The 23,440-nt window shown below is 71.0% G+C and carries 25 protein-coding genes; 11 read left to right on the top strand and 14 right to left on the bottom strand.

Annotated features, from left to right (window positions below; genetic code table 11):
* Nucleotides 1-113: 113 nt before the first annotated feature.
* Entirely contained in the window at nt 114-812 is a 699-nt protein-coding gene (locus tag ACIA8D_RS30530) for an O-methyltransferase (protein ID WP_399237384.1), read from the bottom strand.
* Between the two features lie 156 nt (nt 813-968).
* Between ACIA8D_RS30530 and sigE the strand changes: the two genes are divergently transcribed.
* The 5 genes from sigE to ACIA8D_RS30505 all read left to right on the top strand — a co-directional run bounded on the left by sigE (nt 969) and on the right by ACIA8D_RS30505 (nt 5,670).
* Nucleotides 969-1,745 (top strand): RNA polymerase sigma factor SigE, encoded by a 777-nt coding sequence (gene sigE, locus ACIA8D_RS30525; RefSeq protein ID WP_399237339.1) that lies wholly within the window; start codon nt 969-971, stop codon nt 1,743-1,745.
* Complete coding sequence (locus ACIA8D_RS30520) at nt 1,742-2,752, top strand: anti-sigma factor family protein (protein ID WP_399237337.1); 1,011 nt, start codon at nt 1,742-1,744, stop codon at nt 2,750-2,752. The genes sigE and ACIA8D_RS30520 overlap by 4 nt, the downstream gene beginning before the upstream one ends.
* A gap of 131 nt (nt 2,753-2,883) precedes the next feature.
* A complete protein-coding gene (locus ACIA8D_RS30515) occupies nt 2,884-4,146 on the top strand; it encodes a S1C family serine protease (RefSeq protein WP_399237336.1) in 1,263 nt (420 codons plus the stop codon).
* Between the two features lie 211 nt (nt 4,147-4,357).
* The gene (locus tag ACIA8D_RS30510; protein WP_399237335.1) at nt 4,358-4,834 is read left to right on the top strand and encodes a sec-independent translocase; all 477 of its coding nucleotides are present in this window, start codon (nt 4,358-4,360) and stop codon (nt 4,832-4,834) included.
* A 164-nt stretch (nt 4,835-4,998) separates the two neighbouring features.
* A complete protein-coding gene (locus ACIA8D_RS30505; RefSeq protein ID WP_399237333.1) occupies nt 4,999-5,670 on the top strand; it encodes a hypothetical protein in 672 nt (223 codons plus the stop codon).
* Between the two features lie 61 nt (nt 5,671-5,731).
* Here the strand turns inward: ACIA8D_RS30505 and ACIA8D_RS30500 are convergent, their stop codons facing one another.
* From ACIA8D_RS30500 to ACIA8D_RS30490, 3 genes are read right to left on the bottom strand one after another with little or no spacing between them, the layout of a single operon-like run.
* Entirely contained in the window at nt 5,732-6,865 is a 1,134-nt protein-coding gene (locus ACIA8D_RS30500; protein WP_399237332.1) for an Mrp/NBP35 family ATP-binding protein, read from the bottom strand.
* 44 nt (nt 6,866-6,909) lie between these two features.
* On the bottom strand, nt 6,910-7,485 hold the full coding sequence (locus ACIA8D_RS30495; protein WP_399237331.1) for a DUF1003 domain-containing protein: 576 nt from the start codon (nt 7,483-7,485) through the stop codon (nt 6,910-6,912).
* Nucleotides 7,475-8,758, bottom strand: coding sequence for a magnesium transporter MgtE N-terminal domain-containing protein (locus ACIA8D_RS30490; RefSeq protein ID WP_399237330.1), 1,284 nt, complete (start codon nt 8,756-8,758; stop codon nt 7,475-7,477). Before ACIA8D_RS30490 ends, ACIA8D_RS30495 begins: the two co-directional genes overlap by 11 nt.
* 236 nt (nt 8,759-8,994) lie before the next feature.
* Between ACIA8D_RS30490 and ACIA8D_RS30485 the strand changes: the two genes are divergently transcribed.
* Nucleotides 8,995-9,705, top strand: a complete 711-nt coding sequence (locus tag ACIA8D_RS30485) for a hypothetical protein (protein WP_399237383.1) — start codon at nt 8,995-8,997, stop codon at nt 9,703-9,705.
* 132 nt (nt 9,706-9,837) lie between these two features.
* Here ACIA8D_RS30485 and ACIA8D_RS30480 read toward each other — a convergent pair whose 3' ends face one another.
* Complete coding sequence (locus tag ACIA8D_RS30480; RefSeq protein ID WP_399237329.1) at nt 9,838-10,347, bottom strand: hypothetical protein; 510 nt, start codon at nt 10,345-10,347, stop codon at nt 9,838-9,840.
* 31 nt (nt 10,348-10,378) lie between these two features.
* A complete protein-coding gene (locus ACIA8D_RS30475) occupies nt 10,379-11,509 on the bottom strand; it encodes a magnesium and cobalt transport protein CorA (protein ID WP_399237328.1) in 1,131 nt (376 codons plus the stop codon).
* A gap of 497 nt (nt 11,510-12,006) precedes the next feature.
* Here ACIA8D_RS30475 and ACIA8D_RS30470 point away from each other — a divergent pair, with 497 nt between their 5' ends.
* Nucleotides 12,007-12,591, top strand: a complete 585-nt coding sequence (locus ACIA8D_RS30470) for a suppressor of fused domain protein (RefSeq protein WP_399237327.1) — start codon at nt 12,007-12,009, stop codon at nt 12,589-12,591.
* A gap of 15 nt (nt 12,592-12,606) precedes the next feature.
* On the opposite strand, the gene ACIA8D_RS30465 is transcribed toward ACIA8D_RS30470, so the two are convergent.
* On the bottom strand, nt 12,607-13,863 hold the full coding sequence (locus ACIA8D_RS30465) for an MFS transporter (protein ID WP_399237326.1): 1,257 nt from the start codon (nt 13,861-13,863) through the stop codon (nt 12,607-12,609).
* A gap of 199 nt (nt 13,864-14,062) precedes the next feature.
* On the opposite strand from ACIA8D_RS30465, the gene ACIA8D_RS30460 reads away from it, so the two are divergent.
* The 3 genes from ACIA8D_RS30460 (at nt 14,063) to ACIA8D_RS30450 (ending at nt 16,372) form a co-directional block, all read left to right on the top strand.
* Nucleotides 14,063-14,701: a DUF6758 family protein gene (locus ACIA8D_RS30460; protein ID WP_399237325.1), complete on the top strand. Its 639-nt coding sequence runs from the start codon at nt 14,063-14,065 to the stop codon at nt 14,699-14,701.
* A gap of 118 nt (nt 14,702-14,819) precedes the next feature.
* The gene (locus ACIA8D_RS30455; RefSeq protein ID WP_399237324.1) at nt 14,820-15,683 is read left to right on the top strand and encodes a PHP domain-containing protein; all 864 of its coding nucleotides are present in this window, start codon (nt 14,820-14,822) and stop codon (nt 15,681-15,683) included.
* An 83-nt stretch (nt 15,684-15,766) separates the two neighbouring features.
* Nucleotides 15,767-16,372 (top strand): MarC family protein, encoded by a 606-nt coding sequence (locus ACIA8D_RS30450; protein ID WP_399237323.1) that lies wholly within the window; start codon nt 15,767-15,769, stop codon nt 16,370-16,372.
* Nucleotides 16,373-16,468: 96 nt separating this feature from the next.
* Here the strand turns inward: ACIA8D_RS30450 and ACIA8D_RS30445 are convergent, their stop codons facing one another.
* From ACIA8D_RS30445 to ACIA8D_RS30435, 3 genes are all read right to left on the bottom strand, one after another.
* On the bottom strand, nt 16,469-16,621 hold the full coding sequence (locus tag ACIA8D_RS30445; protein ID WP_306317966.1) for a hypothetical protein: 153 nt from the start codon (nt 16,619-16,621) through the stop codon (nt 16,469-16,471).
* 258 nt (nt 16,622-16,879) lie between these two features.
* Entirely contained in the window at nt 16,880-17,755 is an 876-nt protein-coding gene (locus ACIA8D_RS30440; protein WP_399237322.1) for an alpha/beta fold hydrolase, read from the bottom strand.
* Between the two features lie 81 nt (nt 17,756-17,836).
* Complete coding sequence (locus ACIA8D_RS30435; RefSeq protein ID WP_399237321.1) at nt 17,837-20,137, bottom strand: DEAD/DEAH box helicase; 2,301 nt, start codon at nt 20,135-20,137, stop codon at nt 17,837-17,839.
* Between the two features lie 526 nt (nt 20,138-20,663).
* Between ACIA8D_RS30435 and ACIA8D_RS30430 the strand changes: the two genes are divergently transcribed.
* Nucleotides 20,664-21,401, top strand: coding sequence for a ferritin-like fold-containing protein (locus ACIA8D_RS30430; RefSeq protein ID WP_399237320.1), 738 nt, complete (start codon nt 20,664-20,666; stop codon nt 21,399-21,401).
* A 57-nt stretch (nt 21,402-21,458) separates the two neighbouring features.
* On the opposite strand, the gene ACIA8D_RS30425 is transcribed toward ACIA8D_RS30430, so the two are convergent.
* From ACIA8D_RS30425 to ACIA8D_RS30410, 4 genes are all read right to left on the bottom strand, one after another.
* Nucleotides 21,459-21,734 (bottom strand): hypothetical protein, encoded by a 276-nt coding sequence (locus tag ACIA8D_RS30425; RefSeq protein ID WP_399237319.1) that lies wholly within the window; start codon nt 21,732-21,734, stop codon nt 21,459-21,461.
* A gap of 196 nt (nt 21,735-21,930) precedes the next feature.
* Nucleotides 21,931-22,158 carry a DUF3107 domain-containing protein gene (locus tag ACIA8D_RS30420; protein ID WP_326013968.1) on the bottom strand — a complete coding sequence of 76 codons (228 nt, stop codon included), beginning with the start codon at nt 22,156-22,158 and terminating at the stop codon, nt 21,931-21,933.
* A gap of 176 nt (nt 22,159-22,334) precedes the next feature.
* Nucleotides 22,335-22,976, bottom strand: coding sequence for a TetR/AcrR family transcriptional regulator (locus ACIA8D_RS30415; protein ID WP_306317972.1), 642 nt, complete (start codon nt 22,974-22,976; stop codon nt 22,335-22,337).
* A gap of 198 nt (nt 22,977-23,174) precedes the next feature.
* The gene (locus ACIA8D_RS30410; protein ID WP_399237318.1) at nt 23,175-23,393 is read right to left on the bottom strand and encodes a hypothetical protein; all 219 of its coding nucleotides are present in this window, start codon (nt 23,391-23,393) and stop codon (nt 23,175-23,177) included.
* Nucleotides 23,394-23,440: the final 47 nt, after the last annotated feature.

Below are 23,440 nucleotides of genomic sequence, written 5' to 3'. Positions count from 1 at the left end.
CGCGAGCGACCATACCTTTTCGACTGCCCCGGCACACATTGGGTGCCGGGGCAGTCGTATGTGTGGGGGGGGCGGCCTCCGTGCAGGGACCGGTCTCCGTGCAGGGGCCGGCCTCAGCGCTTGACGGCGCAGAGCAGCCCGTCGCCGACCGGCAGCACCGACGCCACCAGCTCGGCGCTCTCCCGCACGGCCCGCAGCAGCTCGCGCTGGCGCACCACTTCCACCGGCTGCGGCCCCGAGTCGACGGTCCGCCCCTCGGCGAGGACCCCCTGGAAGACGACCAGGCCACCGGGCCGCAGCAGGCGCAACGATTCAGCGAGGTAGTCGAGGCACTCCATCGGGTCGCCGTCGCAGAAGACCAGGTCGTACCCGCTGTCGGCGAGACGCGGCAGCACCTCCAGGGCGCGCCCGGGGATGAACCGGGCCCGGTTGCTGGCGAAGCCGGCCGCGCGGAACGCCTGGCGCGCGAACTGCTGCCGCTCCGGTTCGGGGTCGACCGTCGTCAGCACCCCGTCGGGCCGCATCCCGTGCAGCAAATGGACCCCGGACACGCCCGTGCCCGTACCGATCTCGGCGACGGCCTTCGCCCCTACCGTGGCAGCGAGCATCCCGAGCGTCGCGCCCGCGCCGGGGGACACCGGGTACAGCCCTGCCTCGCGGGCCCGGTCCCGGGCCCAGCGAATCGCGTCGTCCTCGGCGACAAAGGCGTCGGCGAACGCCCAACTCGTCTGCCGGTTGCCGGTAATGGCCCTCTCCCGTCCCCGTGGATGCCTGCGCGTGACTTTATCCGTTGGTGGCGGGAACTCGCAGATGGGACCGCGCGTTTGAACAGGCAGGGGAAAAGAGCAGGCTGGACACGGGGAACTGCGGGGGAGAGCGCGATGGCGACAGTCGTGCGAGCGGCGGTCGGAAGCCGACCGGCAAATCTGAGTAAAAACGCTTATCCGGAGCTAACGGACGGAGTGGTTATGGTAGGTGCTCCACTGGACACCACCAGAGCCGACAGGGGAGGTGCGGCTGCGCCTGTGGATCGGGGAGGAGTGCTTCGGCGTCTTCTCAGGTCGGCGGGTGAGCCGAAATCCGTGACCAACACCGCTGACCGAATCCGCACCACTGACTCCGCGCAGACCGCGACCTTTGCCGCCGATGCGGAATCACAGGCGTGGACTCCCCCTTCCTGGGAGGAGATCGTCAGCACGCACAGTGGCCGCGTCTATCGCCTCGCGTACCGCCTGACCGGAAACCAGCACGACGCCGAGGACCTCACGCAGGAGGTCTTCGTCCGTGTCTTCCGTTCGCTCTCGACGTACACGCCCGGCACCTTCGAGGGCTGGCTGCACCGCATCACCACGAACCTGTTCCTCGACATGGTCCGTCGCAAGCAGCGCATCCGCTTCGACGCGCTGGGTGACGACGCCGCCGAGCGGCTGCCCAGCAGAGAACCGTCGCCGCAACAGGTCTTCAACGACGCGCACTTCGACGCCGACGTCCAGCAGGCCCTCGACACCCTCGCGCCCGAGTTCCGCGCCGCCGTCGTGCTGTGCGACATCGAGGGGCTCTCGTACGAGGAGATCGCCGCGACCCTCGGCGTAAAGCTGGGCACGGTCCGCAGCCGTATCCACCGGGGTCGCTCGCAGCTGCGCAAGGCGCTGCAGCACCGCTCGCCCGAGGCCCGCAAGGAGCGCCGCACGCTCGCGTCGACGGGGGCGTTCCCCATCCTCGGAGGAGGGGGCGCGACCGCGTGAGTGGATCACGTCTCAATCCTGCCGAACGCCAACAGACCGCGGCCGACGAACACCTGGGGGACAGGCTGGCCGCCCTGGTCGACGGCGAGTTGGACCACGACGCCCGTGAGCGCGTCCTCGCGCACCTGGCGACCTGTGCCAAATGCAAGGCCGAGGCCGACGCCCAGCGCCGCCTCAAGAGCGTCTTCGCGCAGACGGCCCCGCCGCCGCCCTCCGAGAGCTTTCTCGCCCGCCTCCAAGGGCTGCCCGCGGGAGGTGACTCCGACGGTGGCGCACCACCGTTCGGGGGAGGCGGCTTCGGCAGCGGCCGACCCCTCGGCGGCATCCGGGGCTTCGGCCAGGGAGTCTTCGACGTAGACCCGGAGCCCTTCGGTTACGCGCCGTCGGCGGCGCACGCCGCCGTCCTCCCCAGCGGCCAGCGCGGCTTCCGCATTCACGAAGTGGCCCGTCCCGACCGGCACGAGAGCGACCGGGGCTCGCGGTCCCGCCGCTTCGCGTTCGCCGCCGCCGGCGCGGTGTCGCTCGCCGCGATCGCGCTCGGCGGGGTCACGACCGCGGCCCCGGCCGACAGCAGCGACGCGCGCGGTGGCGGCTCCGGCAGCAATGTCACGCCGCTGCGCAGCCAGCAGGCCGGTGCCGCCGCGGCCTCGGACACCCAGCGCCGCAGGTCGAACGCCTCGCCGCTCGGCCGGCGCGGGGGCGCCCTCGCGGCACCCGTCTCGCCGACCGAGGCGGGCGCGCCGCTGCTGCCCGGTGGTGGCCACGCGGAGAGTGCGGGCTATCCGTTCTCGACGCCGTTGCTGGCGGGGGCGGCCCGTATGTCGCCTCTCATACGTCCCGCCGCGCCTGCCCCGGCTGTCGCGGTCTCGCTCGCGGCGCGGCCATCCGCCCCGCCCCCGCCCCCGGCCTCGGCCGACGACGCCTCCTTCGGGGCGACCGGGCCCGGCCTCTCCGCCGCCTCGGCCTCGTCACCGACCGCGTCGTCCCGTCCTTCGTCACTGCGCTGACACTCTCTGCGCCCGCGCCGCCGAACCTGGTTGAATCCAGGTGAGGCGGTGCGTCCGGTGCTGATCCGGTGTGTCCGTGCGGGAGCCGGCGGTGCGGTGCCGTGGGCCAGGCCTGGGGAGAGCGGCGGGACATGGACGAGGGGATTCCCACGGAGGGCTCCGCCAGGGATGTGGCGTCGGAGCGGTCGGCCGTTCCCACGCCTCGGGGCTCCGCCCCGGACCCCGCTGCTCAATCGCCGCAGGGGCTTGATTTCGCCCACCCGCCGCAGGGGCTCGATATTCGTCCGAAGCGGCGCAGGCTCGTGCTCGGGGTCGTCGTTCTCGCCCTCGTCGCCGGGGGGATCGGCGGGGCGATCGGGTCGTACATGGAGCGGACCGGGGTCGGGGCGCGCATTCGACTGCCGCAGGCCGCCGCCGAGTCCAAGCACCGGGACCCCGACAGCGTGGCCGGGATCGCGGCGCGCACCCTGCCCGGCGTCGTCACCATCCACACCGCGGGTGCGGCGGAGGAGGGCACCGGCACCGGCTTCGTGCTCGACGGCCAGGGGCACATCCTCACGAACAATCACGTCGTGTCGTCGGCCGGTTCCGACGGTGAGATATCGGTCACGTTCTCCAGCGGGGAGAGCGCCCGGGCCGATCCGGTCGGGCACGACAGCGGCTACGACCTCGCGGTGATCAAGGTGTCCGGGGTGCGCGGACTGAAGCCGCTGCCCCTCGGAAACTCCGAGAACGTACAGGTGGGCGACCCCGTCGTCGCCGTCGGTGCCCCCTTCGACCTGGCGAACACGGTCACCTCCGGCATCATCAGCGCCAAGGGGCGGCCCGTCACGGCGGGCGGCGAGAAGGGCGACGGGAGCGACGTCAGCTACGTGGACGCGCTGCAGACCGACGCGCCCATCAACCCCGGCAACTCCGGCGGGCCGCTGGTCGACGCGAAGGCCCGCGTCATCGGCATCAACAGCGCGATCCGCTCGGCCGACACCGGTGGTTCGGGGCTCCCCGAGGGGCAGTCGGGCTCCATCGGCCTCGGCTTCGCGATCCCCGTCAACCAGGCGAAACGCGTGGCGGAGGAGCTGATCAACGCCGGGCGGGCGACGCATCCGGTGATCGGGGTCACCCTCGACATGGACTTCTCGGGCGACGGCGCCCGCGTCGGCACGAAGGGCAACAGCGGCGGCTCGGCCGTCAGTCCGGGCGGCCCGGGCGCCAGGGCGGGGATCGCGCCGGGCGATGTGATCACCGCCGTCGACGGTGTCCCGGTGCACTCCGGCGAGGAGCTGATCGTCAAGATCCGTACCCACCGACCCAAGGACAAACTGGTCCTCACGGTCGAACGGGACGGAAAGGAACGGAAGGTGTCACTCGTCCTCGGTTCCGCCGACGACGGCTGACCGCGTTCCGGTCGATCCCTGACCGACCCCTGACCGGCGGCTGACCGGCTCTTGACCGGCCGTGGCGCGGGATGCGCGATCCTGGAGGTTCCCCGGTGGCTACCGAATGGACAGGTGGGCCGGGTACCGTGGACCGGGTCCGCTGCCGGACCCTGCCGAAGACCTGCTGCTGATGACCGATCGCGGGCCGAGGACACGCTAGGAGTGCAAGGTGTTCAACGATATTGGCCCGCTGGAGGTCGTGACGATCGTCGTGCTGGCCGTTCTCGTGTTCGGCCCCGACAAGCTCCCCAAGGTCATTCAGGACGTTTCGCGCACCATTCGTAAGATCCGGGAGTTCTCGGACAGCGCGAAGCAGGACATCAGGGACGAACTCGGCCCGGAGTTCAAGGACTTCGAATTCGAGGACCTGAACCCCAAGACGTTCATCCGCAAGCAGCTGGACAGCGACGAGTTGGGGCTCAAGGAGATTCGCAACGGCTTCGACCTGAAGAAGGAGATGGCCGACGTCTCCGACGCGGTGCACACCGTGGGTGAGCTGGAGGACTCCGGATCGTCGAGCCCGTCCGGCGGGGGGCGCGTGGACATGCAGAAGCGGCCCGAGGCGGTCGACATGCGCAAGCGCCCCGAGACGTCCGGGAAGCCTGCCGCCGTCGAGCCGCCGCCCTTCGACGCGGACGCGACCTGAACCACCCCGAACCCCCTCGAACACGGCTGAACCACGCCTGACGAAACCGGGCCCCGCGGGCCCGGTGTGGCATCCTGCCTTGTTGTTGCGCGGAGCGGACGTGAGGACGCCCGAGGGGGGCGGGCCGCGCCGGTCCGTAACTGAGCGAGGAGGCGGCCGGGTTCATGGAGACGACGAGTCGGGTAGGCGCGCAGGCGCCGGCCACCGAGGGGGCCGACGAGGCTCTCACGGCCCGGCGTACGGTCGACGGCTACCTGCTGGCGCCCTTCCCGTGGTACGGCCTCGACGAGGCCTTCACGGGACCGCGCTGGCTGATGCAGGTCGGCACCACGGCGGACGGTTCCGTCGAGCACGGTTCGATCGGGCACGGTGACGAGCCCTCCGTACGCAGTGAGCTCACGGAGGACAGCGAGCGGTTCGCGGTCGTGGTGACCATCGCCGCCAATCCGGTACGGCGCACCGCCGACGGCACCGGCGTCCTGGAGGCCACGTCCGTCTCCTCGGCGGCCTGGCTCGCCGGCGTCGGGCTGCTCTCGTACACCTGGCCCGTGCAGATGGACCACACGCTGCGCGACGACTGGCTGGAGCAGCAGACCGAGACGGCGTGGGTGCTCGCCGACGACCTCGCGTCGGACGACTGGGCGACGTTGACGCTGCCGGTGGACGGGGTGCCCACCCCGTTTCACTACCGGGAGTCCGAGTACGGCTGGGTCCTCGCCGGCTCCACGCAGGCCGGGGTGCACCTGGGCGCGTACGGGCGCGGTATGAGCGCGTACGGGCTCGGGTTCTCCGTCGTGAAGGACATCGCGGCGCTGGAGCCGGAACCGGACGCGTGACGAAGAACGGCGGGCCGCCCCGAAAAGGGCGGCCCGCCGTTCTTTCGAACGTCGCTGGGCGTCAGAACTTGTTGCGCGGCGTGATCCCCAGCGACATCCCCGAAAGGCCGCGCTGGCGCCCGCCGAGCTTGCCCGCGATGTCGCGCAGCGCGGAGCCCGCGGGGGAGTCCGGGTCGGTCAGCACGATCGGCTTGCCCTCGTCGCCGCCCTCGCGCAGGCGTACGTCGATGGGGATGGACCCGAGTACGGGGACGTCCGCTCCCGTGGTCCTGGTCAGGCCCTCGGCGACCAGCTTGCCGCCGCCCGTGCCGAACACGTCGACCATCTCGCCGCAGTGCGGGCAGGGCAGCCCGGACATGTTCTCGACGACGCCGACGATCTTCTGGTGGGTCTGCACGGCGATCGACCCGGCCCGCTCGGCGACCTCGGCGGCGGCCTGCTGAGGCGTCGTCACGACGAGGATCTCGGCGTTCGGGACGAGTTGGGCGATCGAGATGGCGATGTCGCCGGTGCCGGGCGGCAGGTCGAGCAGGAGCACGTCCAGGTCGCCCCAGAACACGTCCGCGAGGAACTGCTGGAGCGCTCGGTGCAGCATCGGGCCGCGCCACACGACCGGCGCGTTGCCCGGCGTGAACATGCCGATCGAGATGACCTTCACGCCGTTCGCCGACGGCGGCATGATCATGTCCTCGACCTGGGTGGGCTTGCCCTCGGCGCCCAGCATGCGCGGGACGCTGTGCCCGTAGATGTCCGCGTCGACGACGCCGACCTTCAGGCCGTCCGCGGCGAGCGCCGCCGCCAGGTTCACGGTCACCGAGGACTTGCCGACGCCGCCCTTGCCGGACGCCACCGCGTACACACGGGTCAGCGAGCCCGGCTTGGCGAACGGGACCTCGCGCTCGGCGGTGCCGCCGCGCAGCGCCGTCGCCAGCTCCTTGCGCTGCTCGTCGCTCATCACGTCGAGCGTGACCTGCACATCGGTCACGCCGTCGACGGCCGCGACGGCATCGCGCACGTTGTTCTCGATGGTCGAGCGCATCGGGCAGCCCGAAACGGTCAGATACACGGTGACCGCGACGACTCCGTCCGCACCGATGTCGACCGATTTGACCATCCCCAACTCGGTGATGGGCCGGTTGATCTCGGGGTCGTTCACTGTCGCGAGTGCCTCGCGCACCGCGTCTTCCGTAGCCATGCACCCGAGTCTACGGCGGGGTAACCCGGACCCGGAAAGCCCTGTCACCGGTCGTCTACGTCACGTCCCCGCTCGCGCTCCGCGGGGAATACGCCGGGCCCCGGAGCGGCCTGCCGCTGTTCCTCCAGCTCCTTGACGAGGTCCTGCAGCTCGGAGCGGATCCAGTCGCGCGTCGCGACCTCGCCGAGCCCGATCCGCAGGGCCGCCATCTCCCGGCTCAGATACTCGGTGTCGGCGATGGAGCGCTCGTTCTGCTTGCGGTCCTGTTCGAGATTGACCCGGTCGCGGTCGTCCTGCCGGTTCTGCGCGAGCAGGATCAGCGGGGCGGCGTATGAGGCCTGCAGCGACAGCATCAGCGTCAGGAAGATGAACGGGTACTCGTCGAAGCGCAGATCGGGGGGCGCGACGATGTTCCACACCACCCACACAATGATGAGCACCGTCATCCAGACGATGAACCGGCCCGTCCCCAGGAAGCGTGCGATCCGCTCCGAAAGCCTGCCGAAGGCCTCGGGGTCGTAATCGGGGATCAGCTTCCGCTTCGGCGCGCGCGGCTGGTCGAGCCGGATGCGCGGCCTGCGCGGCGTCTCCCGCTCGCGCTCGCGTTCCTCAGTCGGCATGCGTCACCTCCTCGATGAGGTGGAACTCCTGCTCGCGCCAGTCCTCCGGCAGCATGTGGTCCAGTACGTCGTCCACGGTCACCGCGCCGAGCAGCGAGCCGCTGTCGTCGACGACGGGCGCGGCCACCATGTCGTACGTCGCGAAGAACCCGGCGATCTCCGGCAGTCGGGCCTCCGGGGTCAGGGCCTGCAGATCCTCGTCGAGGATCGAGCTGACCATCGTGTACGGGGGATCGCGCAGCAGTCGCTGGAAGTGGATCGTGCCCAGGTACTTGCCGGTCGGCGTCTCGTCCGGTGGCCGGCAGACGTACACCTGCGCGGCGAGCGCGGGGGACAGGTCGGGGTTGCGGATACGGGCGAGGGCCTCCGCGACCGTCGAGTCGGGGCGCAGCACGATCGGCTCGGTCGTCATCAGGCCGCCCGCGGTGCGGTCCTCGTACGCCATCAGGCGCCGCACGTCCGCCGCCTCGCTGGGCTTCATCAGGTCGAGCAGGCGTTCCTTGTCGTCCTCGGGCAGCTCGCCGAGGAGGTCGGCGGCGTCGTCCGGGTCCATCTCCTCCAGGACGTCGGCGGCGCGCTCCTCCTTCAGCTTGCCGAGCACCTCGATCTGGTCGTCCTCGGGCAGCTCCTCCAGGACGTCGGCCAGACGTTCGTTGGTGAGCGCGGCGGCGACCTCCGCGCGGCGCTTGGGGGAGAGGTGGTGCAGCACGTTGGCGAGGTCGGCGGGGCGCAGCTGCTCGAACGTGGCGAGCAGGCTCTCCGCGCCCTGCCCGTGCTCCTCCAGGTTGAAGCCGTCGACGCCCGACCAGTCGACGGTGATCGCCTCGCCCTTGGCGCGCCGGAACGCGCCGCGCTTCGGGGTGTCCTTCCGTACGAAGACCCGGTCGATCTCCCAGTCGCGGCGCGCGGGCAGCTGCTGGATGGCGACGTCGAGGACGGTCACCTCCTCGCCGGTCTCCACGAGCCGTACGCGCCGGTCGAGCATCTCGCCGAGGACGAGCCGCTCGGTGGGCCGCTGCTCGAACCTGCGGACGTTCAGCACGCCCGTCGTGATCACCTGGCCCGACTCGATGCCGGTGACGCGGGTCATGGGCAGGAAGATGCGCCGCCGGGTCGACAGCTCGACGACGAGCCCGAGCAGCCGGGGCGGCCTGCGGCTCACGCGCAACATCGCCACCAGGTCGCGCACCCGGCCCACCTGATCACCGTTCGGGTCGAAGACGGCGATGCCGGAGAGGTGCGACACGAAGATCCGGGGAGCGCCTCCAGCCATACTTTCGCGCGCCTCCTTCCGGATTTCATCCGTATTCGTCCATATATCGAGCCAATTTCCCGCCCAGGCTAGCCGCTCCCCGTTCCCCGCGCCTTTGCGCGCCGGCCGCCTGCCCTGGGCGGGTAACCGCAGATCGCGGGGGTACGCTGCCGTACCTGCCCCCACCAAGCTGCCGTACGAGAGGTAGTCCGCCCGTGACCCTGCGCCCCCTCAACCGCCGTACCCGCAGGACACTCATGGTGGGCGTGATGTGCACGGGGCTCGCGGTGGGCCTCGCGGCGTGCAGCGAGGAGGACCCGGACGCGGGGACGAACGGGGTCGGGAAGCTGACCCCGGCCAAGATCCAGTCCCGTACGGTCCAGGCGGCGCGTGGCGCGGACGCGGTGCACGTCGCCGGCGCGGTGGTCGTCAACGAGAAGACGTACAAGCTCGACATGCGGCTGAAGGCCGACGGGGGCACGGGCTCGGTGAGCACGGGCGGCGGCACGTTCCGGCTGCTGCGGGTCGGCGACCACCTGTACCTCAAGGCGGGCGCCGGGTTCTGGACGCACTCCGAGGACGGCGAGGGCGGGCACGGGGCGGGCAATGCCGCGCAGAAGCTCGACGGCAAGTACGTGAAGGTACCGAAGGGCGACCCGGCCTACCAGCGGCTGAGCACGTTCACCGACAAGCAGGTGCTGCTCGACGGGCTGCTCGGGCTGCACGGCACGCTCGCGAAGGGCGACCGCGGCTCGTCGGGCGGCGTCCGCACGATCGAGCTGACCGGCGCCAAGGGGGCGGGCGGCACGCTCGACGTGTCCCTGGAGGGCGGCGCGTACCCGATGCGCCTGGAGCGGGCCGGGGGCGCGGGCACCATCCAACTCGGCGACTGGGGCAAGGACTTCACCCTCCGCGAACCGGGTTCCACGGAGACGGTCGACTACGGCCAGGCCCTGCCGGGCTCCTGATCGGCACCGTGGTCACGCCCTCGGGGCTTGATTTTTGCCGACCCTTGAATTCGCTCAGCCATCGGCGGGGATTGAGTAATTCAAGTCCCTGCGGCGATTGAGCAGCGGGGTCCGGGGCCGAGCCCCGAGGCGTCAACACCGGCGCCGCAGAAGTTTCGGCAGCCCCGCCGGCATCGGGTTCCGCGTCGTGGCCGGCGACCCCACGGGGGCGGCGGCCAACGACCCGTCCGACACCGGCTCCGGCGCGCCGCCCACGGGCTCAAGACGCACCACCCGGCACTCCCGCGCCCACCGCTCCGGCATCGCCTCGGAATCGGGCGCGTTGAGGCGCTTGCCCTTCAGCTCGCCCACGACGGAGTCGTACGCCTCCGTACCCGGCTTCAGCTCGACCACCTTCGCCCGCCAGCCGACGAGCCGCCCGCCCTTGTCCTTGCTGCGCACGGTGACGAGCGCCGCGCCGCCGTCGACGAGGTCGGGCAGCGGCTGCTCGCCGGGCCCGTCACCGACGAGGCACGCCGCGCCCTCGTGCCACACGTGCCACAGGGCGCGCTCCACGCCCCGCTCGCCGCGGACCCAGATCAGCCCGGACTTCTTCGTGGCCTCCTCGACGAGGGCGGCATCGAGCAGTTCAGCAGTCGTCATACGGAAAGCGTAGCCACCGCCACCGAAAGACCTACAGCCATCCGTTGCGCTTCAGCGTCCGGTGGATCGCGAAACACACGCCGCCGATGAGCACGAGCACCATCGGGTACCCGTACCGCCAGTGCAGCTCCGGCATGTGCTTGAAGTTCATCCCGTACACACCACAGACCATGGTCGGTACGGCGATGATCGCGGCCCACGAGGTGATCTTGCGCATGTCCTCGTTCTGGGCGACGGAGGCCTGCGCCAGATTGGCCTGGAGGATCGAGTTCAGCAGCTCGTCGAAGCCGATGACCTGCTCCTGCACGCGCTCCAGGTGGTCGGCGACGTCCCGGAAGTACTTCTGGATGTCCGGGTCGATCAGCCGCATCGGCCGCTCGCTGAGCAGCTGCAACGGGCGCCGCAGCGGGGCGACGGCCCGTTTGAACTCCAGTACCTCGCGCTTGAGTTGGTAGATCCGCCCCGCGTCCGAGCCGCGCGGGGAGCCCTTGCCGGGCTGCGAGAAGACCTCGGTCTCGACCTCGTCGATGTCGTCCTGCATCGCGTCGGCCACGGCCAGATACCCGTCGACGACATGGTCCGCGATGGCGTGCAGGACCGCGCTCGGGCCCTTGGCGAGCAGCTCCGGGTCGTCCTGGAGCCGGTGCCGCAGCGCGCGCAGCGAGCCCTGGCCGCCGTGCCGGACCGTGATGAAGAAGTCCCGGCCGGTGAAGCACATGACCTCGCCGGACTCCACGATCTCGCTGGTGGCGGTGAGTTCGGCGTGCTCGACGTAGTGGATGGTCTTGAAGACGGTGAACAGCGTGTCGTCGTAACGCTCCAGCTTGGGCCGCTGGTGGGCGTGGACGGCGTCCTCGACGGCGAGCGGGTGCAGCCCGAACTCGGCGGCGATACCGGCGAATTCCTCCTCGGTCGGCTCGTGCAGGCCGATCCAGGCGAAGCCCCCGTCGCGCCGCACCTGGTGCTTGGCGCCGCCGGGCGTGAGGCATTCGGAGGACGGGACGCGGACCCCGTCGCGGTACACGGCACAGTCCACGACGGCCGAGCAGGCGGCCGCGTCACGCGTGAAGTCGTACGAGGCGCGGGCCTCGTTGGCGTACGGGGCGACGCTCTTGCGCAGCGAGGGACGGACGGCGGCTCGCAGGTCGCGCATCATCGACATGGGCAGGCTCCTTCGCGGGCGGGAGTCGCCTGCGTCGGGTGGAACCACCCGGAATGAGGACGTCCTGGCCAACCGGAAACCGGGACATGCTGCACGTCCACAAAGCGGGAAGCACCGCACCGACGCGGGGCGGCTTCGCTGACTGATTCAGATCGCGACATCCGGGAGGGACGTCGATGAGATCAGGGGAACGAAGTGCTCTTCCGGCAGGCGCGGCCAGCACGGTGTGCGGCTGAACGCGGGTGAGATGAGGCCCTGGGCCCTACAGGCCGGAAGAACGGGTAGTACTGCACGGTCGACTTCGATCCATGACAGCCCCACCTCCTCCGGCCGGTCCCCCGTGGGGGACGTGAAAGGGGTCGGAATTCCGACGGGCTCGCGGGGGCCCTCGGCGGACACGCGCTGCGTGTTGTCCCGACCAGCGGCCAAGAGTATCAGCCGACCGGCGAAAGCGGGCCCCGTCCTTACCCGTTGATGGCGAGATCTATGCTCGCGGGATGGCAGAAGTTCTCGCGCTCGTGGAGGCGCGTCTCAGGACAACCCTGGGTGAACCGGACGCGCGAGCCGCGGTCACCTTCCTCGGCACCGACCGGATCGAGGTGTTGCGCTTCACAGATGGTGACATGGTGCGCTACGCCACCCTCGGCATGTCGGCGTCCCCGATGACCGACCCCACGGCGGCCCTTGCCGACCCGGTCGCGGGTCCTCGCGCCGAGTTGGTCCTGACCGTCCGCGCCGGCCTCGCCGACACCGACAAGGTGCTGCGCCCGCTCGCGGTCCTCGCCGCCTCCCCGCAGGTCGAGGGCCTCGTCGTGGCGCCGGGCGCCTCGCTCGACGTGGGCGAACCGCTGTGGCCCGCCGCCCCGTTCACCTCGACGCTCGTCGCGGAGCCGGGCGGTCTGATCGAGGACCTGGACCTCGACGCCCCGCTGGATCCCGTACGTTTCCTGCCGCTGCTGCCCATGACGCCGAACGAGGCGGCGTGGAAGCGGGTGCACGGCGCCGCCGCGCTCCAGGAGAAGTGGCTGAACAGCGGAACGGACCTGCGCGATCCACTGCGCAAGTCCGTACCGCTGGACTGAAGGGCTGAGGGTCGGTCAGGCCGCGTACACCGAGACGCTGTCCTCGGTGGCGTGCTTGGGCTCCAGCTCCTCGGCCTCGTGGGTGAGCGCGTTCCTGCGCACCCAGACCACGACCGCGCCGAGCACCGCCGTGACCGCGGCGACCACGAACGGGATGTGGATGTTGCTCCACTCCTCGATCTTCGGCGCGAAGAACGGGGCCGCGGCGGCGGCGAACCACCGGACGAAGTTGTAGCCGGCGCTCGCCACCGGCCGCGGCGCGTCCGAGACGCCGAGCGCGAGTTCGGTGTAGACGGTGTTGTTCACGCCGATGAACGCGCCGGACAGGATCGTGCAGACGATGGCCGCCGTGTGGCTGCCGTACCCGAGGACGAGCACGTCGAGGGCGAGCAGCACGAGCGAGCCGCCGAGCACCTTCAGCGAACCGAACCGGGCCTGCATGCGCGGCGCGACGATCACCGAGAACAGTGCGAGCAGCACACCCCAGGCGAAGAACACCGCGCCCGACTTGTACGGGGTCATGTTCAGCACGAACGGCGTGAAGGCCAGCACCGTGAAGAACGTGTAGTTGTAGAAGAAGGCCGAGACCGCCGCGGACGCGAGGCCGCCGTGGCCCAGCGCCTTGATGGGGTCGAGGATCGAGGTCTTCCGCGCGGGCTTCGGCTGCTCCTTCAGGAACACCGTGATGCAGACGAATCCGATCGCCATCAGCGCGGCGGTGCCGAAGAACGGGTAGCGCCAGCTGGCGTTGCCAAGCAGCGCGCCGACCAGGGGCCCGCAGGCCATGCCGAGCCCGAGCGCGGACTCGTAGAGGAGGATCGCGGCGGCGCTGCCACCGGCGGCGGCGCCGACGATGACGGCCAGCGCGGTCGACACGAAGAGCGCGTTGCCGAGACCCCAGCCCGCGCGGAAGCCGACGAGCTCGCCGACGGAGCCCGACGTGCCCGCGAGCGCCGCGAAGACCACCACGAGGGCGAGTCCGACGAGGAGGGTCTTCTTTCCGCCGATGCGGCTGGAGACGAACCCGGTCACCAGCATGGCGATGGCGGTGATCAGGAAGTACGAGGTGAAGAGCAGGGAGACCTGGCTCGGTGTCGCTTCGAGGCCCTTGGCGATCGACGGCAGGATCGGGTCGACCAGGCCGATGCCCATGAAGGCGACGACGGATGCCCCGGCGGTCGCCCAGACCGCCTTCGGTTGACGCAGAAGGCTGCCCGCCCCTGCGTCGAACGTGTCCCCTTCGGCGGGACCCCCTGTACTGCTGTGGCTCATGCCTGCTGCTCCTTCGAGTGCTTCGAGTCCATCGGGGCTCTCGGGCCCGCCTGGATCGTTGGCGTATACACATAATAAGTTAGAGCAGCTAATTAATGCAAGCTACACCTACCTCTCCTGGTCGGGGCGCCACGGAGCTGCCCTCCGGACGGGTGATCGTCCTTGACGCGGCGCGGGACGGGGAGGACCGTGGGGCTCTATGAGGGGCGAACCCAGTTGCCCGAAGTGTGGTGGCCGGGTCAGGGCTCCCGGACTCTTTGCCGACTCCTGGCAGTGCGATGTGCACGGGACCGTGCATCCGATGCAGCCCGTGATCCCGCCCAGCGTCGAGGCGCTCAGTGTCGTGGTGCGGCGTGCGCACGTGCCGGTCTGGATGCCCTGGCCGCTGCCCGTCGGCTGGCTGTTCACCGGCGTGGCCAACGCGGGGGACGAGCGCCACGGCGGCCGTGCCACCGCTGTCGCCTGCTCGGGCCCCGGTCCCCTCGGTGGCCCCGGTGAGCTGGTGCTCGTCGCCGAGGAGCTGGGAGTCGGACTCGGCGCGCGCTACGCGGGGATCGACGGGCCCGACCCCGGCCCGTACATGGAGGTCTCCGGACCCCCGCAGGCCAAGGTGCTCGCCGCGGGCCGGCCCACCCCGATGTGGCACGTCTCCGGCACGCCGGACGACCGGGCGGTCTTCGCCGGGGAGGCGCGCGGCCTGTGGCTGTGGGCGGTCGTGTGGCCGGAGCAGACGGGGATGCTGATGTACGACGAGCTGGTGCTCACGGACCTGCGGGACGCGGGGGCCGAGGTGGACCTGCTGCCGTGCGGGGCGCTGTCGCCGCGCATTCTGAAGTGAGCCCGAGGGTGCGGGTGCGGTAAGGGGCCTGTGCCCGGTTCGGTGGTGACGAGGGTGCGGGAATCCCCGTTATCCTTGAGCGGTCCCCGTCAGTCCGTCGAGCCTGGAGTTCGCAGCCGTGCGCATCGATCTGCACACCCACTCCACCGCTTCCGACGGCACGGACAGCCCGGCCGAGCTCGTACGGAACGCCGCCGCGTCCGGCCTGGACGTCGTCGCGCTCACCGATCACGACACGACGCGCGGGCACGCGGAGGCCGTCGCCGCCCTGCCCGAGGGGCTCACCCTCGTCACCGGCGCCGAGCTCTCCTGCCGCCTCGACGGCGTGAGCATGCACATGCTGGCGTACCTCTTCGACCCCGAGGAGCCGGCCCTGCTCGCCGAGCGCGAGCTGGTCCGGGACGACCGGGTGCCGCGCGCCAAGGGCATGATCGCCAAGCTCAACGAGCTGGGCGTGCCGGTCACCTGGGAGCAGGTCGCCCGGATCGCGGGCGACGGCTCGGTCGGCCGCCCGCACATCGCCACCGCGCTCGTCGAACTGGGCGTCGTGCCCACGGTCTCCGACGCGTTCACCGAGGACTGGCTGGCCAACGACGGCCGCGCGTACGTCGACAAGCACGAGACCGACCCCTTCGAGGCGATCCGGCTCGTCAAGTCCGCCGGCGGTGTCACCGTCTTCGCGCACCCCGCGGCCGCCAAGCGCGGCCAGACCGTCCCCGAGGCGGCCATCGCGAAGCTGGCCGAGGCCGGGCTCGACGGCATCGAGGTCGACCACATGGACCACGACCCCGCGACCCGCGAGCGGCTGCGCGGCCTCGCCGCCGACGTCGGCCTGCTGACCACCGGGTCCTCGGACTACCACGGCAGCCGCAAGACGTGCGTGCTCGGCGAGTACACCACCGACCCCGAGGTCTACGGGGAGATCACGCGGCGCGCGACGGGCGCCTTCCCGGTGCCGGGCGCCGGCGGGCACAGCGTCTGACGCGCCCCGCGCTCATCGCCACGTACGCGCCCCGTACGTGACCCGACCCACCCTTCCGCACCACTCTCGCAAGGCACCCCACCGTGTTCGACGCTGCCGTCTTCGGATCCCTTTTTCTCACGCTTTTTGTGATTATGGATCCCCCCGGAATCACCCCGATCTTCCTCGCCCTCACCGCGGGCCGCCCCGCCAAGGTCCAGAAGCGCATGGCCTTCCAGGCGGTGTGCGTCGCCTTCGGCGTCATCGCCGTGTTCGGCGTCCTGGGCAACCAGATCCTGGCCTATCTGCACGTCTCCGTCCCGGCCCTGATGATCGCCGGTGGCCTGCTGCTGCTCCTGATCGCGCTCGACCTGCTGACCGGCAAGACGGACGAGCCCAAGCAGACCAAGGACGTGAACGTCGCCCTCGTGCCGCTCGGCATGCCGCTGCTCGCCGGGCCCGGCGCGATCGTCTCCGTGATCCTCGCCGTGCAGGACGCGGACTCGATGGGGGACCAGCTCTCCGTCTGGTCCGCGATCGTCGCGATCCACGTCGTGCTGTGGCTGGTGATGCGCTACTCGCTGGTGATCATCCGCGTCATCAAGGACGGCGGCGTGGTCCTGGTGACCCGGCTCGCGGGCATGATGCTGTCCGCGATCGCGGTGCAGCAGATCATCAACGGCGTGACGCAGGTGATCCAGGGCTCCTGACCGCCCACGGCAACCCACGACAACCCACGACAACAGCGAAGCCCCCGTACGCATCGTGCGTACGGGGGCTTCGAAGTGTGCGAGTCGCTTACGCCGTTACGAGGCGGACGACTCTGCCGGGCGGATGTAGAGGCGCTGCCCGATGGCGGCGGCCTGCTGAACGATCCGGTTGACGGAGGCGGCGTCCACGACGGTGCTGTCCACGGCGGTGCCGTCGACATCGTCGAGTCGCATGATTTCGAAGCGCATGGGCTTCTCCCTTCGTCTGGTGATCCTCCTGAAGGAGAACTACTGGTGCGGGAGCCGATACAAGCCTGGTCCCGCCGTACGGCCGGGCGGTTGCCCGGCCGTTAAGAGTGAATTGCGCGGCCGCAGTGCCGCGCGTTCCAGTGGGTACAACGAGTTGCCCGCTGCAAACATTCCCTACGCTAAGGAAATTTTTCGAGCGGCTAATGACTCGCGCGTCAGTAGTGCCGGGAGGCGCCTGTGAGCTGCGGTTTTACGGTTCTACGCCGCCGGGTGGCGGTCCCAGAAGGTGGCGAGCGCGGCGGCCGTGGCCCCCGGCTGGTCGGTATTGGGGGAGTGCTCGGCCCCGGCGACGACGGTGCGCTCCGCGCCGAGGCGCGCCGCCATGGCGTCGAGCAGCGGCACCGGCCAGGTGTCGTCCCGCTCGCCCGACAGCACATGGCACGCGAGGCCGAGCGCGGCGAGCTCGTCGACCCGGTCCGGCTCCGTGCGCAGCTGCGCCGCCGTGGCGATGAGCTGGGCCGGGCTGTTCCGCATCCAGCGGCGGCGCAGGTCCTCGCCGTCGCCGCGGAGGTCGGCGGCGTCCTCGGGGGCGTCCAGACCTTGGATGGCCTCCCACACCTGGGCCATGTCGAGCGCGGCGAGAGCGTCCTGGAGCAGCTTGGCGCGCTCCTGCTGGGGCGGCGCCACGGCTGCGGGGCCCGAGGACATCAGCGTGAGCGAGGCGAAGGGCGCGGGGTCCTCGATGGCCGCCGCGCGCGCGACGAGTCCGCCGAGCGAGTGGCCCAGCAGATGCACCCGGCCGACTCCTCCGGTGGCCCGGAGCGCTGCCACCTGTGCGAGCACGTCGCGCGCCAACTCGCGCTGCCCGTAAGGCCGTTCGTCGCCCTTCGGGCCCTCCGACTCGTACTGCCCGCGGCCGTCCACGGCGACGGTCCGGTAACCGGCCGCGCTCAACGGGGCGTGCAGCTCGATGAAGTCCTCCTTGCTCCCCGTGAACCCGGGAAGCAGCAGGGCGGTGCCCAGGACCGGGTCCTCGGCCGGCTCGCCGGTGAGCGCGGCGAAGTCGCCACGGGCGGTGCGGAGGCGGTGCGCACGGGTGCCGGGCGGCGGGGTGAAGGTCGCGGGCCTGCTCATGTGCCGAGATTACGCGCAGCCACCGACAACGAAGGCCCGGACCCCGCAGCAGCGGGATCCGGGCCTTTCGCCGTGGACCGATCAGGCCTCGGCGGCCTCGACCTTCTTGCGCGTCCGACGCGGCTTCGCCTCGGTCGCCTCGGCCGTCTGGGCGGTCTCGGCGGCCGGTGCGGCCTTCTTCCGGGTCCGCGTGGTGGGCTTCGCCTCCGCGGCGTCGGCGGCGGGCTCGGCCTTCTTGCGGGTGCGCGTCCGGGTGGCCGGCTTGGCCTCGGCGGCCTCCGCGGTGTCGACCGCGGCCTCCGCCTTCTTGCGCGTCCGACGCGGCTTCGCCTCCGTCGCCTCGGCCGCCTCGACGGTCTCGGCGGCGGGCTCGGCCTTCTTCCGCGTGCGGGTCCGCGTGGCGGGCTTCGCTTCGGCGGCCTCCGCGGTGTCGACCGCGGCCTCCGCCTTCTTGCGCGTCCGCGTACGGGCCGGCTTCGCCTCGTTCGCGTCCGCCGCCTCGGCGACCGGCTCGGCCTTCTTGCGCGTACGCGTGGTGGGCTTCGCCTCCGCGGCGTCGGCGGCGGGCTCGGCCTTCTTGCGGGTGCGCGTCCGGGTGGCCGGCTTGGCCTCGGCGGCCTCCGCGGTGTCGACGGCCGCTTCGGCCTTCTTCCGCGTACGGGTCCGGGTGGCCGGCTTCGCCTCGGCGACCTCGACCGCGGCTTCCGCCTTCTTACGGGTGCGAGCGGGCTTTGCCTTCGGTGCGGCCTGCTCCGGCTCCGCGGCCGCCGGCACGGCCTCCACCGTCTCGACGACGGCCTCGGCCTTCTTGCGCGTACGACGACGCGGCTGGGCGGGAACCTCCGCCTCGACCGTCTCCACGACCGCCTCGGCGGCGGGGGCCACCGGTGCGACCGACGGGGCGCCGGCGCCATTGCGCGTACGACGGCGACGGCGCGGCGTCCGCGGCTCGGCGGACTCCTCGACGGGAGCGGGGGCAGAAGCAGTGGCGGGAGCAGCGGACGTGGGCGCGGCCGTGGCCTCGCCGGCGCCGACCGGCTCGCCACCGCGCATGCGGCGACGGCGGCGCGGCGCGCGCGCCGGGCGCTCACGCTCTTCGCGCTGCTCGCGGTCCCGGCTCCGGCCACGGTCACGATCGCGGTCGCCGTGGCCACCGCGGCCGCCACGCGAGGACGACGCCCCGCGGCCACCGGTCTCGCCCAGGTCCTCGATCTCCTCGGCGTCGAGCCCGGCGCGCGTGCGCGACGAGCGCGGCAGCACACCCTTGGTGCCTGCCGGGATGTTCATCTCCTCGTAGAGGTGCGGCGAGGAGGAGTAGGTCTCGACCGGGTCGTTGAAGTCCAGCTCGAGGGCCTTGTTGATCAGCTGCCAGCGCGGGATGTCGTCCCAGTCCACCAGCGTGATCGCGATGCCCTTCTTGCCCGCGCGGCCGGTGCGGCCGATGCGGTGCAGATAGGTCTTCTCGTCCTCGGGGGACTGGTAGTTGATGACGTGCGTCACGTCGTCGACGTCGATGCCGCGCGCGGCGACGTCGGTGCAGACGAGGACGTCCACCTTGCCGTTGCGGAAGGCGCGCAGGGCCTGCTCACGGGCGCCCTGGCCCAGGTCGCCGTGGACCGCGCCGGAGGCGAAGCCGCGGCGCTTGAGCTGGTCCGCGATGTCGGCCGCCGTGCGCTTCGTACGGCAGAAGATCATTGACAGTCCGCGGCCCTCGGCCTGGAGGATGCGCGCGACCATCTCGGGCTTGTCCATGTTGTGCGCGCGGTACACGTGCTGCGCGATGTTGCGCACCGTCGCGCCCTCGTCGTCCGGCGACGTGGCACGGATGTGCGTCGGCTGCGACATGTAGCGGCGGGCCAGGCCGATGACGGCGCCCGGCATGGTCGCCGAGAACAGCATCGTCTGACGCTTCGCCGGAAGCATGTTGATGATCTTCTCGACGTCGGGCAGGAAGCCCAGGTCGAGCATCTCGTCGGCCTCGTCGAGGACGAGCGCCTTGACGTGCGAGAGGTTCAGCTTCTTCTGGCCTGCCAGGTCGAGCAGTCGCCCGGGCGTACCGACGACGACGTCGATGCCCTTCTTCAGGGCCTCGACCTGGGGCTCGTACGCCCGCCCGCCATATATGGCGAGGACGCGCACATTGCGCACCTTGCCGGCGGTCAGGAGGTCGTTGGTCACCTGCTGGCACAGCTCGCGCGTCGGGACGACGACGAGGGCCTGCGGGGCGTCGGTCAGCTGCTCGGGCGTGGCCCGGCCGGCCTCGACGTCCGCGGGGACGGTGACGCGCTCGAGGAGCGGAAGGCCGAAACCGAGGGTCTTGCCCGTGCCGGTCTTGGCCTGTCCGATGACGTCCGTGCCGGAAAGGGCGACGGGGAGGGTCATCTCCTGGATGGGAAAGGGATTGATGATGCCGACGGCCTCAAGGGCCTCCGCCGTCTCGGGAAGAATGCCGAGCTGGCGGAATGTCGAAGTCTGCGTAGTCAGGGTGTTGCCTCTTCTGTGAGGTGCGGCGCGAGGCGAACGCGGGGGTCTTCTCGACCGTGCCGGTCTGGTACACCGGACTCGAGCCGCGGTCTGCGGGGATCGGGTGGACCGGATGGCGCGGGACCACTGCCGACGCTCGAGCGCTCGTGCCGCTGAGGGCCCCTCCTCGATCCGTACGCCTTGTGACGTACGACCCAGAGGGCTGTCGGGTCGGAGCCGATCGGGCCTCCGACCGGGCATCCTCATTCATGAGGCCCGTCCGAAAGTGCGCAGAAACGCCTTTGCAGCGCCTTGCACTCGGCGGGCTCATTACCACCATACCCCGGAATCGCGCATGTGCGATGGCCGAATGGGTCACGTAGCCGTCGTCACACTCCTTGACCAGGGCCTTCCGCGACACGGCGAGCGGGCTATTGTGCGCTTCATGGAGACGCCTGACAACGCCACGCCCGCCACCGAAGCTCCGACCGGGATCGCCGCCCAGGACTGGGCCACCGCGGCCGCGGACGACAACTACCGGGCCGCCGTCGTCGACCTGCTGGGCGCGCTCGCGTACGGAGAGCTGGCGGCGTTCGAGCGGCTCGCCGAGGACGCGAAGCTGGCGCCCACGCTGGCCGACAAGGCGGAGCTGGCCAAGATGGCGTCCGCCGAGTTCCACCACTTCGAGCAGCTGCGCGACCGGCTCTCGGCGATCGGCGTGGAGCCGACCGACGCGATGGACCCGTTCGTCGGCGCGCTCGACGGCTTCCACCGCCAGACCGCCCCGTCGGACTGGCTGGAGGGCCTGGTCAAGGCGTACGTCGGCGACTCGATCGCGTCAGACTTCTACCGGGAGGTCGCGGCCCGCCTCGACTCGGACACCCGCTCGCTCGTCCTCGCCGTGCTCGACGACACCGGCCACGCGTCGTTCGCCGTGGAGAAGGTGCGTGCCGCGATCGAGGCCGACCCGCGCGTGGGCGGCCGGCTCGCGCTGTGGGCGCGGCGGCTCATGGGTGAGGCGCTGTCGCAGTCGCAGCGGGTCGTCGCGGACCGCGACGCGCTGTCCACGATGCTGGTCGGGGGCGTGGCCGACGGCTTCGACCTGGCCGAGGTCGGCAAGATGTTCTCGCGGATCACCGAGGCGCACACCAAGCGGATGGCGGCGCTGGGACTGGCCGCCTAGGGCCTGGTCCGAACGGCAGGCCGGCGGGCCCTGGGACCCGCCGCCCGCGCTCTTCGGCTACGCGTACGGAGTCAGCTGCTGCCGCGCTCTGCCCCGGGTGGGACGCAGCAGCAGCGAGAGCAGGGCCACGGACATCGCGACCGCGCCCACGAGTGTGGCGATCGAATGGCCGGGACCGAGCGCGCTGTGGGTGACGAACGCCCCGAAGAGGGCGCCCGCCACGCCGGTCGGCAGCACGAGCGTGCGTGACGGCAGCCGGTGCGGCAGTCGGCGGCCCGCCCCGAGGGCGAGTGCCATGCCGAGCAGTACGGAGCCGAGAACTTCGAGAAGCATGGTGCGGATACCTCCCGCGCGGCCGTTGGGTGCGTGTCGGACGTAGCCGGTCTACCCCTGGCCCCCGGGGTGCAACCCTCCGCGCGGGGGTTGTCCATGCGTTCGCTGTGACCACGCAAAAGGCCTGATGGCAGCCGTGCCATCAGGCCTTTCACGTTCTGTCCGCGCGTCCCTTCCGGGACGTTTCCACGACGTTCTACAGCGGGCCGAAGCCCACCTTCCGCGCCGACGGCTCGCCGAGCTCGACATAGGCGAGGCGCTCGGCGGGGACCAGGACCTTGCGGCCCTTCTCGTCCTTCAGGGAGAGGAGCTGGGACTTGCCGGACAGCGCCGCGGACACCGCGCTCTCGACCTCCTCGGCGGACTGGTCGCTCTCCAGAACGATCTCGCGAGGCGTGTGCAGCACGCCGATCTTGACCTCCACGGCCTTGTCCCTCCGACGATCCGTGATGTGCGCGGAACACCGCGCCGTACCCAGCAAACATTAGCCCGGCCAGGCGAGACTCCTGGCGCCACGGCTGCACGCCAAGAGCGAACAGCGGGACGGGAACAACTGAATGGGTACCCGGACGCGCACGGGGCGCGCTCAGTGGGGCGCGCTCAGTGGTGCTCTGCGCCGTGCAGCGGGAAGCCCGCGATGCCGCGCCAGGCGAGCGACGTCAGCAGCTGCACCGCGGTGTCGCGCTCGACCGGGCTGGCGCTGGACAGCCAGTAGCGCGCGACGACCTGCGAGACGCCGCCGAGGCCCGTCGCCAGCAGCATCGACTCGTCCTTGGACAGGCCCGTGTCCTCCGCGATCACGTCCGAGATCGCCTCGGCGCACTGCAGGCTGACCCGGTCGACGCGCTCGCGCACCGCCGGCTCGTTCGTCAGGTCCGACTCGAAGACGAGCCGGAACGCGCCGCCCTCGTCCTCCACGTACGCGAAGTAGGCGTCCATGGTCGCCGCGACGCGCTGCTTGTTGTCCGTCGTGGAGGCGAGCGCCGTGCGCACCGACTGCAACAGGGACTCGCAGTGCTGGTCGAGCAGCGCCAGGTAGAGCTCGAGCTTGCCGGGAAAGTGCTGGTAGAGCACCGGCTTGCTGACGCCGGCCCGCTCGGCGATGTCGTCCATCGCGGCCGCGTGGTACCCCTGCGCGACGAAAACCTCCTGGGCCGCGCCCAGAAGTTGGTTGCGTCGGGCACGGCGCGGCAGGCGTGTGCCCTTGGGGCGCGCTGCCTCCGTCTGCTCGATGGCTGTCACGCCGCCTCCCAAGATTGTCCGTGTGCGGTGTGCGCCGCGACGCCATCGTACTTTTGGGTAACCCTGATGTGCGCGGTGCGAGCGCAGAATTTCACGGACCGGACTCCCGTGAAAACCGCATGTAGTGAGCCCGATGTCACATCTGTGGTCACAAATGGGTGGATCATGACGCACCGTTCACCGGTATCGGTGCAGCGGTCACCGATAGTCGTCCTCGTCGATCGCCACGACGCGGGCCTGCTCCGCCCGGTCCGCCTCGTTCGCGGTGCCCGGGTCGGCCTCCGCGTCGGGCTCGTCGTCCTGCTCGGGCGTGAGCTCCGTGTACTGCTCCGCGCTGTCGGCCTCGGGGGTCTCCACCCCCGGCTCGGCGGGGCGGCGCTCCGTGAAGGTCTCGGGGTCGCTCGGGTCGACCGTCATCGGTGGCTCCCTTCGTCACCTGTCCGTGCGTGGACGGGTGCCCTGAT

Origin of the sequence: Streptomyces sp. NPDC051684 (assembly GCF_044453445.1) — a bacterium.
Lineage (GTDB): Bacteria > Actinomycetota > Actinomycetes > Streptomycetales > Streptomycetaceae > Streptomyces.
This window is presented reverse-complemented; position numbering and strand designations above follow the sequence as displayed.

What these genes read in the sequence shown, in the direction of transcription:
- ACIA8D_RS30495 (WP_399237331.1), bottom strand. Translation starts at nt 7,485, where the DNA reads ATGCCGACTGAGGAACGCGAGCGCGAGCGGGAGACGCCGCGCAGGCCG.
- ACIA8D_RS30445 (WP_306317966.1), bottom strand. Translation starts at nt 16,621, where the DNA reads ATGCGCTTCGAAATCATGCGACTCGACGATGTCGACGGCACCGCCGTG.
- ACIA8D_RS30430 (WP_399237320.1), top strand. Translation starts at nt 20,664, where the DNA reads ATGGAGACGCCTGACAACGCCACGCCCGCCACCGAAGCTCCGACCGGG.
- ACIA8D_RS30460 (WP_399237325.1), top strand. Translation starts at nt 14,063, where the DNA reads ATGAGGGGCGAACCCAGTTGCCCGAAGTGTGGTGGCCGGGTCAGGGCT.
- ACIA8D_RS30475 (WP_399237328.1), bottom strand. Translation starts at nt 11,509, where the DNA reads ATGTCGATGATGCGCGACCTGCGAGCCGCCGTCCGTCCCTCGCTGCGC.
- ACIA8D_RS30470 (WP_399237327.1), top strand. Translation starts at nt 12,007, where the DNA reads ATGGCAGAAGTTCTCGCGCTCGTGGAGGCGCGTCTCAGGACAACCCTG.
- ACIA8D_RS30485 (WP_399237383.1), top strand. Translation starts at nt 8,995, where the DNA reads ATGGTGGGCGTGATGTGCACGGGGCTCGCGGTGGGCCTCGCGGCGTGC.
- ACIA8D_RS30500 (WP_399237332.1), bottom strand. Translation starts at nt 6,865, where the DNA reads ATGGCTACGGAAGACGCGGTGCGCGAGGCACTCGCGACAGTGAACGAC.
- ACIA8D_RS30515 (WP_399237336.1), top strand. Translation starts at nt 2,884, where the DNA reads ATGGACGAGGGGATTCCCACGGAGGGCTCCGCCAGGGATGTGGCGTCG.
- ACIA8D_RS30425 (WP_399237319.1), bottom strand. Translation starts at nt 21,734, where the DNA reads ATGCTTCTCGAAGTTCTCGGCTCCGTACTGCTCGGCATGGCACTCGCC.
- ACIA8D_RS30480 (WP_399237329.1), bottom strand. Translation starts at nt 10,347, where the DNA reads ATGACGACTGCTGAACTGCTCGATGCCGCCCTCGTCGAGGAGGCCACG.
- ACIA8D_RS30505 (WP_399237333.1), top strand. Translation starts at nt 4,999, where the DNA reads ATGGAGACGACGAGTCGGGTAGGCGCGCAGGCGCCGGCCACCGAGGGG.
- sigE (WP_399237339.1), top strand. Translation starts at nt 969, where the DNA reads ATGGTAGGTGCTCCACTGGACACCACCAGAGCCGACAGGGGAGGTGCG.
- ACIA8D_RS30435 (WP_399237321.1), bottom strand. Translation starts at nt 20,137, where the DNA reads ATGACCCTCCCCGTCGCCCTTTCCGGCACGGACGTCATCGGACAGGCC.
- ACIA8D_RS30440 (WP_399237322.1), bottom strand. Translation starts at nt 17,755, where the DNA reads ATGAGCAGGCCCGCGACCTTCACCCCGCCGCCCGGCACCCGTGCGCAC.
- ACIA8D_RS30410 (WP_399237318.1), bottom strand. Translation starts at nt 23,393, where the DNA reads ATGACGGTCGACCCGAGCGACCCCGAGACCTTCACGGAGCGCCGCCCC.
- ACIA8D_RS30465 (WP_399237326.1), bottom strand. Translation starts at nt 13,863, where the DNA reads ATGAGCCACAGCAGTACAGGGGGTCCCGCCGAAGGGGACACGTTCGAC.
- ACIA8D_RS30490 (WP_399237330.1), bottom strand. Translation starts at nt 8,758, where the DNA reads ATGGCTGGAGGCGCTCCCCGGATCTTCGTGTCGCACCTCTCCGGCATC.